Raw genomic sequence first — 13,383 nt, forward strand, 5'->3', positions numbered from 1 at the left:
CTCAGGAGTTTAAGGAAAAGTGCGTGATCTTTTGTATCGGTAAACTCGAATCAAAGGGCAAAAGCAAAACCTGCTGGCTTTGTGCCACAATTCCAAAGCTTCCGGGAGCAGTTCCCAAACTGAGACTAGCGCCCAGATACTGCTTGCTTTCATCGAAATGCAGCAAGACATAGGGAGTAACCCCACTGAGATCCACCTGGGTAGTCAGGAGGGAATGGGTAAACTGAATCAAGACGGCATCCTGCTGGGTGATCCAATCTTGAGCCCGAAGGGAAGTGTGTGGATATTCCACCTGAAGGATTGAGAAAGTCTGGGGAGGATGCTCCCGAAAGTGCAGGATCAGCTCCTGCTGCGTAGTGAAAATGGACATGATAACATGCGTTTAAGGTTAAACATGGTTATCACCAAGAAGAAAGCGGGGGAGATGCAGGTAAACATTTTTGGTCTGCAATGACCCTCATCGATGGACCACCGTGGTGTTTGACTCGGTTGGTATCAGCCATGCTGATTCTTGATGATGCCCAAAGGTAAGTTTATGCTCAGTGGAAAAGCAAGAGGGGAGAATAAAAATGGCAGAGATTGTCGGGGAGGGAGATAATGAGATTATTGGACTCAAAATTCATCTTAATGCTTTGGTAGTTTTAATTTGATTTTGACATATTCGAAAATTAGTTTTTGAAGAATGACTATTGAGCAAATTGCTGCATCGTTTTTTAAGGTTAAAAGAGCCTCAACATCTTACGGAATGGCTCCGCATAAACCAATTTTATTGCTTTCTCTTTTGGACTTGATGGATTCGGGTGAATCATTGAATAATCAGTTCATTGTAAATGCTGATTTGGTAGCTGCATTTCATGAGAATTGGTCACTTTTAGTTTTTACGGGCCATACAGAGGATTTTACTCAACCATTTTATTATCTCCAAAATGATAAAATAGGAGGTAAAAATTTTTGGAAACTCCAACCAAAGGTTGGGTATTCAATTAATTCTCACATAAAAAGTATCCAAGTTCTTTCTGATGTTCTTCAATATGGTACCTTTTCCGATGAGGTTTTTCTAGAATTAATAGAACCAAAAAATCGGATGGTTCTAAGAGAATTACTTCTTAATCATTTTTTTCCTGGCTATAAGAGTGGATATTTTTCTAATAAAAAATCAGAGAACGCCTATCTTAAAAGCATTGATAGTTATGTATTGAATCAAACCGATAAGGTTCAAAGACTACAAGTTGCAGAGGAAGAGTGGGGTTATGTCAGGAGTAGTACCTTCAAAAAATGGGTTCCTAGAGTTTATCAAAATACATGTGCCATATCTCGAATGAAATTGGTTTCTACTTTTGGGTATTCTTTAATTGATGCATGTCATATCCGTCCATTTTCCGATAATCAAGATGATCGTGTAACCAATGGAATTGCGCTATGCCCTAACCTCCATCGTGCGTTTGACAGGGGCCTGATTAGTATAGACCAAGAGTATAAAGTATTGGTTACTGATCAAATTCAAGAAGATAAATCAAATCCTTATGGACTTGAAAATTTAAAAGGGAGAAAGATTTTGTTACCAGCTGAAAAGCATCTTTGGCCAGATCAGGAAAATTTGGAATGGCATAGGGGAAATCGGTTTTCAACATAAAAGCAATTTTCAGTTTAAAATGGGTAAACCGATTGACTTAAAATATTCAAATGTATTATCATAAAATTCTGGGTTCCTTGTATGATCATCAGGATTACCTTCCGGAACTAGAATGATCATTCCTTTTCTTGCTCGGGTTAAAAGGACTCTATAGGCGTTAATTAAATACTTTTGCCTTTCTTCTTTGTTGATTTTTTGCCATTTGTTCCCTTTAAATGAAAAAGATTTCCAGCCAGAATTGGAATATCTTAAGTCCCCATCCCAAGTAACACAAGCCCAATCAAGTTCAAGACCTTGAACTTGGAATTCTGTAGCAACATCTTCCAAAAAATAGGATGAGCGAATATCATCTTTACCATTTAGAAACCAATGAACAGGGTTAATTGGCGATTTAACATCAATAGCCAAAGGCTTTAATCTATAGGCCTGCGAAGAAACTACAATTCCATATCTTTCAGATCCTCTAGCTTTTTCTTTAATCCATTTTTTTGCAGTATCAATAGATCTTGTGATTGCTATTGGATATTGATTTTGAAAACTTTTTAATGTTTGTTTCGATTCAATTTTATTTAGATCTAAAAGCTGTTTTACAAATAATGAAAGCTTTTCGGCTCTTATTGATCGCATAGAAACACCCAAATGCAAATCAGGATTAAAGACTACTTTGCATTCATTTTTTAATTCAAGAATCGAATCCATTGCGTCATATTCTGAATCAAAAAGGTGAGGAGAAATATGTGTTTCCCAATCTTTGAACTTTGTTTTTACTGCTTTAATCCATTCAGAAATTCCTGCTTCTCCAGTATTAATTTCTTGGCCCCCGCCGACTAAGCAAACAATTACAGCCCAGTCTTTATGCCTATTCAAGCATGAAATCAGAAATTCTGGTTCTGAAGAATCAAATCCTATTATTCCTTTTTTCCTAGCCATGAAATTAACTGTCTGTTCTTTTGTCCAAGCTCTTTGAGCTTCGTCAAAAATAGCTACATGATCATAGGGGGCCGATTGATCTCTGAGGTATTCGTCCCTGTAGTGGTGAATTATCTGTATAAATGATTTTACTCCTTTTAAAGCTTCATTTTTTGTGATTCGATTTCCCTTTGATTTTTCTTGTTCTACTTTATCTCTAGCTAAAGCTTCTTGTAAAACTGCTACTAAAGGACCATTTCCAGATAAATAAACACTTGAATCACCTAGTTCTTTATCCAAATGATCTGTGGCTACTTTTAATCCTACTAGCGTTTTACCTGCTCCAGGAACTCCAGTAACAAAACAAATTATCTTTTTCCCCAAAGTTTTAGCAATTCTGATTTGGTCAGAAATGTAGGTTGTGGTTTGATTAAGATTTTTAGCATCTGAATCACTTTTCGTTATCTCCTCTACTGTATGATTTTTGTACAAACTAACTGCTGCTTCAATAATGGTAGGGATAGGTTGATAACTACCCTTGACATAGGAACTGTCAATTGTTTTTTCTTCATTACCAAGTAATTCTAAGGCCTTATCTATTGTTATTTTGAGATCCTTTGAATTTGTTCTTACAGGTTTAAATAGAAAATCATTATGGGAGGTGGTTTCAAATTCAATAACTGAATTGGACGCATTTGTTGCAATTAGAATCGGAATCAGAACTGACTCATGGCTAGGCTGATGAAAACTTTTTAAATCAAGTGCATAATCCCAAACTTGTTCGATATTATGGTTTAGATAATTCTGTTCTCCAACCTTGAATTCAAGAATAAAAACAAGGTTTTTAATTAAGAGAAGACAATCAATTCTTTTTCCCATTCTTGGGACTGAAAACTCAAAAAATAAGTAGCCATCTTTTTCAGTTAAGGCTTCCTTCAGAATTTTAATCTGATTTTCCCATGCAAAAATTTCATTTTGGTTATTTCCAAATTGATTTGTTAGTGCAATTTCTCCAATTATTGACTCATTACTTTTCCTCAAAAAAAGGCTTATTGGATCACTGTAATAAAAATTAAGCATTAATTAAAAGTTGGATTACAATTTTTATTTCTACGCCATCTCCCTCAAATCCACCGGAACTACCCTTGATACCCCCGCTTCGATCATCGTTACTCCGTAGATAATATCTGTGCTGGCCATGGTGCGCTTGTTGTGCGTCACGATAATAAACTGGCTCTCGGAGCTAAACTTTTGGATAATCTGGTTGAACTTATCAATGTTTGCATCGTCCAGCGGAGCGTCCACTTCGTCGAAAATACAGAAAGGAGCTGGCTTCAGCAGATAGATGGAAAAGAGTAGGGAAGTGGCAGTCAGGGTCTTTTCACCCCCGCTCAGTTGGTTGATCGTCAAAGGTCGTTTGCCCTTAGGCTTAGCCATAATCTCGATCGGAGATTCCAGGGGATTTTCCGGATCGACCAAAGTCAGGTCACAGTCATCCTGCTCGGTAAATAGGGAGCGGAAGACCTTGACAAAGTTTTCCTTGATCTTGGCAAAGGCATCCAAGAAGGTCTCCTTGGCCACTTGATCAATTTCTGAAATGGTATTTAAAAGGCCTTCCTTGGCCTGAATCAGGTCGTTTTTCTGGGTGCTGATAAAATCAAATCGCTGCTTGATTTCATCATACGCCTCCATGGCCATTGGGTTGATCGGGCCGATTTTCTCCAATCGTTCCTTTTGCTTGCGCACCAGTTCCCGGAGTTCCTCTTCCCCAAATTCCTCAAATTCCGGATCCAAGTTGGGATTTTCATCCATCACCTGGTCCAAGTGGAGTTCAAACTCCACGCTGAGTCGCTCCTTCATCCCGCTCATTTTGAGCTTGATTTCATTGATCGTCTGGTGAAGCTCCTGAATCAACTGATCAAAGGCTTCCTTGGCTTTTTGCAAGCTTCGGATTCGAGTATCCGTCTCGTCAATCAGTCCACGGGCGCCGTAATAGTCCTTTTCAGCCTCATTGACTCCACGTTCGATACTTTCCTTTTCGGCATAGAGCTCGATCAGTTCGTCGTCCTTGATTTCGTTGTTTTCTAGCAGGGTTTTGATTTCCGCATCGAGCTGCCCAAGTTCGGCCTGAGACTTTTCGATTCGCTCTTTGGAACTGTCAAAGGCATTTTGCTTAAACTCAATCTCTTGCTCCAGGCTATTGACCCGGTTGACCTGCTGGATATAGGTGATATTTTCCTGGTTGAAGGATTGGGACTTTTCAGAAAGCGCCTTGTTTTCGAGTTCCACCTCTTCCTGCAATAGACTTACCTGATCGGTCAAGCCTTCAAATTCGGCTTTTTCCCCTTCCAAGTTGGGAAGGATCTCGGTGAGACTTTCTTCCAAACTCGCAATTCGGTCCAAAATATCTTCCCGCTTGTTGGCATTGGAGCTAAGCAGCTCTGCGAGTTGTTCCTTTTTGGTTCGGATCGAGACAAAGCCAGAGTTCAATTCATTGATCTTAGCCTGGCTTTGCTCCAAGGCGGCTTTGTAGGACACCTCTTTGAGTTTGAGGAGGTCGCTGAGTTTTTGATCCAAATTGGAACGGGTGGTGCTGACTTTTTTGCTCAGGTCCTTGATCTCCCGATCGAGCTTTTCGAGGTTTTTGGCCCGCCCGATTCGCTTTCCTTCAAATAGACCCACCGAACCTCCGGAAATGGAGAATTTGCGCTTGGTGTATTTGCCTGTTTCGGAAAGGAAAATGCAATCAGGATCCTGCGGAAAATCCTTGTAATCCCCCTGCACGAGGTAGACATTGTCCAGGATAAAATTGATCAGACGGCTGTATTTTACATCGAATTCGATGATCTCCGTAGCCGCAATTGCATTGGCGAAAAGCTTGCTTTGGCTCGGCTTGAATCGCTCAAAATTCTCCAGCACAAAGAAATTGGCCTTTCCTCGGGCTGCATCACTGAGCAACTGGATCGCAGCAATGGCCTCTGCCTCGGTGTCGACTACATAGTAGTTCATGTAGGTTTCGAGGTAGTTTTCGATCGTGACCCGGTACTTTTCATCCGTGGTCAACAAGTCGGAAAGGAGAGGGACATCTTTGCCCCAGGTGCTGTTTTTCTTAAGAAACTTGATAGCTTCTGGAAAGCCTTCCAGATTCTCCACCAAGGATTTGGTCAGGTTAAATTCATTGGTTTTCGAATCCAACTTACGAGAAGAAGTCGTCAGCTCCTCTCGGATCATTTCGATGACCCGATTGGTTTCCTCGATCTTTTGATCTTGATCTTCCTGCTTGGATTTCAGTAGCTGAAATTCCGCACTTGCCTCATCCAGTTGGCTTTTGAGCTCCACCATCTTTTCTTCAAACTCCACCAAATTGGCTTCCTGAGAAGAATCATCCGATGAAGTTCGCTCCAATTCCTGCTTGAGCGTGCTGAGCTGAATCTGCTTGATTTCAACCTCCTTTCCGAGTTGGTACACCCGATCTTTCAATCGATCAAAGCGAAGACTTACTTCTTTAAGTGCTTGCGTCTTTTCCGAAGCGACCAACTTTTGGGCATCGTATTCTTCCCGAAGCTGGGAGACGATCACCTCTTTTTCATTGAGTATTTTCTCAGCCGATTCCCGCTCTTGTTGCAAAGAGCGAATTGAGAATCCAGCCCGATCGTTGGACTTTCTGTCCGTGTCGATTTGCTCACGGAGTTTTTGGGATCGGTCTTCTAAAAATCGAAGTCGCTCATTTTTGATTTTTTTCTCCGATTCGAAGGCACGGATTTTATTAACATGCTCATTTAAGGTCTTCTGACGAGAAGAGAGCAGCTTTTCCTTATGAATCAAATCCGCCTTCAATTGCTCCAATTGGGCTTCCTGATCCGCCATTTGAGCCTGAACCTGGAGTTTGCGATCTGATTCGGATTGAATTTTGGCATTCGCCTCGAGGAGGGATTGTGCATATTTTTCGATGGACTTCTTGGCGAGGTTGATGCTTGCCTTTCGGTAGTCTTCCTTGATTTCGAAGTATTTGGCGGCTTGTTTCGCCTGCTTTTCCAGGGACTTGAGGTTTTTATCGATCTCGTAAAGGAGATCTTCCACCCGAGCTAAATCCGCATCGGTGTCTTCGAGTTTGCGGAGCGTTTCTTTTTTCCGGTTTTTAAACTTGGAGATTCCGGCAGCCTCCTCAAAAAGTTCGCGGCGTGAGTTGTTCTTGTCATTGAGCAACTCATCGATCATTTTAAGTTCGATGATTGCGTAGGAATTGGAGTTGATTCCCGTGTCCATAAAGAGATTGGTAATGTCCTTGAGGCGGCAGGTAACTCCATTGATTTGGTATTCACTTTCTCCTGTGCGGTAGTAGCGACGGGTGATGGTGACGTGGGTGTATTCGGTAGGAAGGAGGTTTTTGGTGTTTTCAAAGGTGAGAGAAACCTCTGCCATATTGGTGGGTTTCCGGTTTTTGGTTCCGTTGAAGATGACGTTTTCCATCTTATCCGAGCGCAGCATTCGGGATTTTTGCTCTCCCAATACCCAACGAATAGCATCGACGACATTGGACTTACCACAACCATTAGGGCCCACCACACCGGTGATTCCTTTGTCGAAGTGGATAACCATTTTATCCCCGAAACTCTTGAAGCCTTTGATTTCCAGTTTGCTAAGTAACATCGAAAAAACTCCTTACAATTAAGCTTTCAAAATAGGGGGAAAGGATGGATTTGGCAATATTTTAATGAGATACAGGGCGTGAAATATACTTCGCTTTGCTTTGTGAGCTACACCTCCCTGCGGTCGGGGAGATATACTTCGTGAGATAAACCCTGAATTAGTGCAAGTCTTCAGACTTGTGCTAACCTGTATGAAGTCTTCAGACTTCCAAGTTTTAAAAGCAGTCTGAAGACTGGATCCAAAAAGGTCCAAGTCCGAAGACTTGAACCAATTCACGTTGGTAGTTCAAATAAGCGTCGTAAATCGTAATTCAAAATTCTAACTCTTAACTCTCAAGAAATATCCCTTTGATCTAGCCTCTGCGTTTGGATTTCAAGCAAACCTCGTAAATCGTAGCTCATAACTCGTAACTCTCAAGAAATATCCTTTTGATCTTGCCTTTGCGTTTGGAGTTCAAATAAGCCTCGTAAATCGTAATTCGTAACTCGTAAATCAAATTGACCTCGTAAATCATAACTCGTAATTCCAAAACAGTAACTCGTAACTCTCAAGAACTATCCCTCTGATCTAGCCTTTGCGTAAGTAGTTCAAGTAAGCCTCGTAAATCGTAATTCGTAACTCGTAATTCATATAGGCCTCGTAAATCGTAATTCGTAACTCATTTTAGCTTCATAAATCATAAATCATAACTCGTAAATGCTTCGACTTGTGCTAACCTGTATGAAGTCTTCAGACTTCCCAGTTTTTAAAAGCAGTCTAAAGACTGCATCCAAAAAGGTCCAAGTCCGAAGACTTGAACCAATTCACGTTGGTAGTTCAAATAAGCCTCGTAAATCGTAACTCGTAAATCGTAAATCAAATTGACCTCATAAATCGTAATTCCAAAATCTTAACTCGTACTTCAAGAGTTCTCTTCGGAATTTCTTGCTATCCAACTCTTTTTTGCATTAACTTACCCTCATGGACGTAGGACAGATTTTATATATCATCGCCATCGTGGCATATTTTATTTACCAGGCTACCAAAAAGAAAGCACGGCCGGGGGAAGCTGAACCAGAGTCAGGAGATGCGCCTCAGCCTCAAAAAGGGATTTCTTTTGAGGAGCTGTTGAAGGAAATCAGAAATGCCCAAAATCCACCTGCTTCTGAAATGCCTCGTCCACCCAAGCCTGAGCCAACACGTCCTACGCCGATTCCACCAAATTTTCCTGAGGCAAAAAAGCAGCGAAAGCGTGCTTACGAACCTGTTGAGGAATTGGATGATGAAGCCAAGTATTATGAAGGAGCATTTGGGGCGAAAAAGGCATCTGCCTTATCCGCTGCGGGAAATTCTATTCCGAATTTGTCAGAGAAGAAGATCGATTACGATGCACTCAGCAAGAAAAAGGTAAATCCCTATGCGGAAAAACTTAAAAATCCGCAGAGTGTGAAAGAAGCCATGGTCTTAGCGGAAATCCTCAAGCCTAAGCATTTTTAAAAAAATCAAAACTTTCTTCATCCACAGTTGATTTGTATTTCGTAACTGTCAAAGTCACTGAAACACTGTCAACTATGGAAACACCTATCCTCACCAAATCTGGGAATCTTACAGAATCCCGAAGGAAATTTATCGAGAAAGCCGGAGCTAGTCTGATTATTTCCACGCTTGGAGCAGCATTTTTTACCTCCTGCGTAAGTTCCGACGACACCAACCCAAACAATTCAAATCCTCCGGGAAATTCCAGTTCGGGAATCGTGATTTCGGGCACCACCATCACCATTGATTTAACCATCCAAACGGGTTTGAATACTTCTGGAGCATGGTTACTGATTCAAAACGCGACAACTCTAGTTGCTAATGTCAATGGATCCTTTGTCGCCTTGACTGCAGTTTGTACCCATTCAGGTTGTTCGGATAATTGGACTTTTTCTAACAGTAGATTTACCTGTACCTGTCACGGTTCTGTCTTTGATCCTTCTGGTAGGGTGTTAAATGGTCCTGCCACTTCGCCTTTGACCCAATATACCGCTCGAGTTTCCAACAATACACTGACCATCACCCGATGAAATATTGGATTGGCTTGGTCTTGTTCCTGCTGTCCAGTTCAAATTACATACTTGCACAGCAGTTTACGGCTCAAGATGGCAAGGTCGAATTTCTGTCCAAAGCTCCCTTGAATGAGTTTACGGGTGTTTCAGAGCAACTCAATGGCTTGGTTGATTTGAAGGAAAATGTGCTGGACTTTTATGTGGACTTGAATACGCTGAAAACAGGAATTGCACTCAGAGACAAGCACATGAGGGAGAATTATCTGGAAACGGAGAAATTCCCATTCGCAGAGTTTACCGGAAAATTAGATCGAATTCCAGCGCTAAGTCAGGAGTGGACGACGGTCACTGCTACAGGTAATTTTAAAATCCATGGAATCTCCAAACCGATTTCAGTCCAAGGAAAACTTCGCAAAACTCCATCCGGAAATTTAGAATTGAGTGGCTCATTTACGGTTCGACTGAGTGATTACCAGATCGATATTCCCAAGCTTGTTTTTTATGAATTGGCGGAAGAACAGACCGTCAGTTTAAACCTTCAATTGAAGCCTAAGCGGTAAAAAGACTTTAGGCATTTATTTCTTCTCTAAATCTAATTCATCTCATGAAGCGAATTTTATTATTCCTCTTTTTGCTTTCTAGTTCAGGATTTGCCCAAGCACAACTCGAACGAAAACTCGCCAATCCCAACCAACCCGTTGATCTTACTTTTCATGCACCAAGGCATATAAATCTGCTTACTGTAGAGCCTCTTGGACCCAAGACCATGCATTTTTCAATTATGCATACCTTTGGAACGGTGGGTTCAGGCGTGGAGAATTTTTTCGGATTGGACAATGGTGCCAATATTCAATTCAGTTTTGAATTTGGACTGAGCGAAAAACTTTCCTTGGGTGTGGCGAGAAGCAGTCAAGATAAGGTCTACTCGACCTTTGCTCGCTATCACCTCCTTCAGCAAACTCAAAGCAATTCTATTCCAGTTTCCATCAGTGTGGCAGGCGGCGTAGGAATCATTACCAATTCGTACAAATTCCTTCCTGTTTCCGAGCAACCTGATTTTCAAGATCGTTGGGTTTATTCAGGGCAAGTGATGTTTGCGAGGAGGTTTTCTCCAAAATTCAGTGCCCAAGCTTCTCCGATGATTGCTCTATTTGCAAATCCTTTGTCGGTGTATCAAATCCAAGGGAATCAGAATTTTTACTTGGCCTTGGGATTGAGCGGGAAATGGAAAGTATCTGAGCGCTCTTCCTTGACCCTGCAGTATATCCCAAATTTAAATTCAAAGCTTCGAAATAATCTAGGAATCGGCTGGGATGTAGAAGCCGGAGGACATGTGTTCCAAATGTATTTTGTGACTTCCCAAAGTTTAAATGAGGCCTATTTATTAGCCGGAGGAAATGGAGTACCTGGGGAAGGGTTTCGATTGGGATTCAATGTGAATCGGGTGTTCGCACAAGGGCAGAAAAAGGGTAAAAATTAATTCCTTTTTTGAAACCTTCGGGTGTTAGTCAGTCCCTCTTGTCGGACTTCTACTTGGGTGTAGTTTTCCAATAAAAATTGCTCTAAGCGATCCACATCCTCCTGTTCTTTGGGATAGGCATGCTTGTAATAATCGTATAAAAACACTCGGATTTCGGAAGGCAAATGAGATTTTAAGGAATCTAATTTTTCGATGGGAAGGAGTAATTTCTGCTTTATCGTATCCTCTAAAACCAATACTTCACGACTGAAATGAATGAAATTATGAGTAAGTATAGGAGTCTGGTTTTTAGAGTCTTCTAGATTTTTTTCTAAACTATCCATAAAACCATTGTAATCTTTGATGGTCTTTTGGTAACGGACAGCTGCAAGACTTGGAACCAGCAATAAAATTGCAATAATGGGAAGCTTCATTTGGACTTTATTCCAAAACAAAACTGTTCCGATTGCCAGTTGGAATCCCGCCATTTTCCAATCTTGCTGGAACAAGCTGATTCCAATTCCTAGTGCGAAAAGAATTAACAGGAGCTTTTTTAAGCTTTGGTTTTCTTCCCAAAAATTCCATCCAAGGGCAATCAAAAATGCGAGCCCAGGAATCAGAATAATCAAATGTCGAGGGTTTAAGTAAATGGGATTGTAGAATGCTAAGGTGGAACTCATCAGCCAAAAACCAAGAAGTAAACAGCCACTTAATAAACTGAAAACAACTCCCTCATTTTGCCCTTTTTTCCAAGCCAAAAGTACTCCCGGAATCGACATCACCAACCAAAGCCAATAGCCTCTTTCGACAAAAGTGAGGATGGGTAGGTAGGTGATTCGACGAAGGATAGCAGTCATTCCTTTATCAGCATACGTGTATTCAGAGATGTAATGCCCTGCATTGATGGAGGATATTCGATACAAAGGGTCTCCGTAGAACCAAGCAAAATATCCCAGATACAGCGCAAGAACCAAAACGCCAAAGCCCATAACCGATCCGTAAAATGGCATTGAAAACTGACTTTTTTTCCAATCCCACAGTGCGAGAAAGAAGGGAAAAGGCGCCAAAAATACGATGGTCTCCTTGGTCATAAAACCTATAAACAGACCAGCAATTATTCCAAAAGCTGCCCAAATCGGTTGTTTTTGACGATAAATAGCTGAGAAACCTATCAGACTGACCCAAAGAATCAATAAGGAGTCCGGATAGACTTTGGTGAGAAAATGAAGGAAAAAAACTTGGGTACAAAACCAAAGACTAAGTAAAATTGGATTGCTTTCCTTAGGTAATATTCGAATCAAAAGTCCGAGGCTAATCACATAACTCAATCCTGAAATAAGGGAAACTCGATGAGGATCAAAACCGACCACCATTCCTAAAAATCCAGCTGGACCATAGGCTCCCCAACGACTTGAGAAGTGATGGGAATTGATTTGCATGCTTCCTTCCCAGAATTTCTTTCCGGCGATCAGGTAATATACATCATCTGAAAAAGTGATGCCGTCATATCCAATGACCCAGTAAACCAAAAGAAATATGGCTCCTGCAAAAAAGGCTAAGGCTTTGGATGAATAGTTCAATGAGATCGGCATGTTAGGAAGTAAAAATAAGGAAGAATGAATGCGCGAACTAGTCCAAGTCCGAAGACTTGAACCAGTTCAGCGTTGGGAGTTCCATTAGACTTCGTAAACTAACCTAGCGCAAGTCTTCAGACTTGTGCTTATCTGTTTGAAGTCTTTGGACTTTCTAGTTTTAAAAGCAGTCTGAAGACTACATCCAATTCGGTCCAAGTCTGAAGACTTGAACCAGTTTAGTGTTGGGAGTTCAATTAGGCCTCCTAAATCCTAATTAACCTAGCGCAAGTCTTCAGACTTGTGCTTATCTGTATAAAGTCTTCAGACTTTCAAGTTTAAAATTATAAAAGCATAACCTGTTTTATAGTTTCAGAATCAATTTTTCAATAAATTCAAATACACTTTTTCCACTAATTTTTATGAGTAGAAAGTATAAAATACACAATCAGGAAAAGCTTTACTTTGTCACTTTTACTATCGTTCAATGGATTGATTTATTTTCAAGACAGGTTTACAGAGACATTTTTTTGGATTCTTTGAAATTCTGTCAAATTAAAAAAGGCCTAGACTTATGTGCCTATTGTATTATGTCTAGCCATATTCATCTCATTTTAGGAAGAAATGGAGATCAAAAACTCGAAGACATAATTCGAGATATTAAAAAATACACCTCCGTTAAAATCATTCAAACCATTAAAGAATCCCAAGAGGAAAGCAGAAGAATTTTTTTACTCCATCATTTTTCCAAAGCAGGTAATTCAAACCCAAACAACTCGATTTATCAGGTTTGGCAACAGCATAATCATCCGATTGAATTAAATACAAATGAAAAAGTCCATCGATGCTTAAATTACATTCATAATAATCCTGTAGTTGCAGGAATTGTTTTATCACCTGAAGAATACCTGTATAGCAGTGCAAAAAACTATGCACGCCATCCTGAAACGCTAATAGATGTGATTTTAATTGATTAAGGAAATTGTAATTCGTGAATTTTGAGAGCAAATTTCTAAGTGAAAAAGTTTTAAAAGCAGTCTGAAGACTGCATCCTATTCAGTCCAAGTCTAAAGACTTGAACCATTCTCGTTTCGCTAATCTAGCGCAAGTCTTTAGACCTAGTCTAGCGCAAGT

At 40.5% G+C, this 13,383-nt stretch carries 10 protein-coding genes; 6 read left to right on the forward strand and 4 right to left on the reverse strand.

Annotation, left to right across the window (positions count from 1 at the left end; translation table 11 throughout):
- Position 1: 1 nt before the first annotated feature.
- Positions 2–370 (reverse strand): hypothetical protein, encoded by a 369-nt coding sequence (locus AO498_RS10850; protein ID WP_067547280.1) that lies wholly within the window; start codon positions 368–370, stop codon positions 2–4.
- A gap of 312 nt (positions 371–682) precedes the next feature.
- On the opposite strand from AO498_RS10850, the gene AO498_RS10855 reads away from it, so the two are divergent.
- Positions 683–1,633 carry an HNH endonuclease gene (locus tag AO498_RS10855; RefSeq protein ID WP_067547283.1) on the forward strand — a complete coding sequence of 317 codons (951 nt, stop codon included), beginning with the start codon at positions 683–685 and terminating at the stop codon, positions 1,631–1,633.
- Positions 1,634–1,642: 9 nt separating this feature from the next.
- On the opposite strand, the gene AO498_RS10860 is transcribed toward AO498_RS10855, so the two are convergent.
- On the reverse strand, positions 1,643–3,622 hold the full coding sequence (locus tag AO498_RS10860) for a DUF2075 domain-containing protein (RefSeq protein WP_067547286.1): 1,980 nt from the start codon (positions 3,620–3,622) through the stop codon (positions 1,643–1,645).
- 30 nt (positions 3,623–3,652) lie between these two features.
- Entirely contained in the window at positions 3,653–7,192 is a 3,540-nt protein-coding gene (gene smc / locus AO498_RS10865; protein WP_067547289.1) for a chromosome segregation protein SMC, read from the reverse strand.
- 960 nt (positions 7,193–8,152) lie between these two features.
- On the opposite strand from smc, the gene AO498_RS10870 reads away from it, so the two are divergent.
- From AO498_RS10870 to AO498_RS10885, 4 genes are all read left to right on the forward strand, one after another.
- Positions 8,153–8,668 carry a hypothetical protein gene (locus AO498_RS10870; protein ID WP_067547292.1) on the forward strand — a complete coding sequence of 172 codons (516 nt, stop codon included), beginning with the start codon at positions 8,153–8,155 and terminating at the stop codon, positions 8,666–8,668.
- Positions 8,669–8,742: 74 nt separating this feature from the next.
- Complete coding sequence (locus AO498_RS10875; RefSeq protein ID WP_067547295.1) at positions 8,743–9,237, forward strand: QcrA and Rieske domain-containing protein; 495 nt, start codon at positions 8,743–8,745, stop codon at positions 9,235–9,237.
- Positions 9,234–9,779, forward strand: a complete 546-nt coding sequence (locus AO498_RS10880; RefSeq protein WP_067547298.1) for a YceI family protein — start codon at positions 9,234–9,236, stop codon at positions 9,777–9,779. Before AO498_RS10875 ends, AO498_RS10880 begins: the two co-directional genes overlap by 4 nt.
- 44 nt (positions 9,780–9,823) lie before the next feature.
- On the forward strand, positions 9,824–10,699 hold the full coding sequence (locus AO498_RS10885) for a DUF5777 family beta-barrel protein (RefSeq protein WP_067547301.1): 876 nt from the start codon (positions 9,824–9,826) through the stop codon (positions 10,697–10,699).
- Here AO498_RS10885 and AO498_RS10890 read toward each other — a convergent pair.
- On the reverse strand, positions 10,696–12,270 hold the full coding sequence (locus tag AO498_RS10890) for an ArnT family glycosyltransferase (protein ID WP_067547304.1): 1,575 nt from the start codon (positions 12,268–12,270) through the stop codon (positions 10,696–10,698). The genes AO498_RS10885 and AO498_RS10890 overlap by 4 nt on opposite strands.
- Before the next feature lie 401 nt (positions 12,271–12,671).
- Here AO498_RS10890 and AO498_RS10895 point away from each other — a divergent pair, with 401 nt between their 5' ends.
- On the forward strand, positions 12,672–13,226 hold the full coding sequence (locus AO498_RS10895) for an REP-associated tyrosine transposase (protein ID WP_067547307.1): 555 nt from the start codon (positions 12,672–12,674) through the stop codon (positions 13,224–13,226).
- Positions 13,227–13,383 lie beyond the last annotated feature (157 nt).

Source organism: Algoriphagus sanaruensis (assembly GCF_001593605.1).
GTDB classification, from domain to species: Bacteria; Bacteroidota; Bacteroidia; order Cytophagales; family Cyclobacteriaceae; genus Algoriphagus; species Algoriphagus sanaruensis.

Bases quoted from the DNA above. Each gene is read 5' to 3' on its own strand.
- AO498_RS10870 (WP_067547292.1), top strand. From the start codon at position 8,153: ATGGACGTAGGACAGATTTTATATATCATCGCCATCGTGGCATATTTT.
- smc (WP_067547289.1), bottom strand. From the start codon at position 7,192: ATGTTACTTAGCAAACTGGAAATCAAAGGCTTCAAGAGTTTCGGGGAT.
- AO498_RS10895 (WP_067547307.1), top strand. From the start codon at position 12,672: ATGAGTAGAAAGTATAAAATACACAATCAGGAAAAGCTTTACTTTGTC.
- AO498_RS10890 (WP_067547304.1), bottom strand. From the start codon at position 12,270: ATGCCGATCTCATTGAACTATTCATCCAAAGCCTTAGCCTTTTTTGCA.
- AO498_RS10875 (WP_067547295.1), top strand. From the start codon at position 8,743: ATGGAAACACCTATCCTCACCAAATCTGGGAATCTTACAGAATCCCGA.
- AO498_RS10885 (WP_067547301.1), top strand. From the start codon at position 9,824: ATGAAGCGAATTTTATTATTCCTCTTTTTGCTTTCTAGTTCAGGATTT.
- AO498_RS10850 (WP_067547280.1), bottom strand. From the start codon at position 370: ATGTCCATTTTCACTACGCAGCAGGAGCTGATCCTGCACTTTCGGGAG.
- AO498_RS10860 (WP_067547286.1), bottom strand. From the start codon at position 3,622: ATGCTTAATTTTTATTACAGTGATCCAATAAGCCTTTTTTTGAGGAAA.
- AO498_RS10880 (WP_067547298.1), top strand. From the start codon at position 9,234: ATGAAATATTGGATTGGCTTGGTCTTGTTCCTGCTGTCCAGTTCAAAT.
- AO498_RS10855 (WP_067547283.1), top strand. From the start codon at position 683: ATGACTATTGAGCAAATTGCTGCATCGTTTTTTAAGGTTAAAAGAGCC.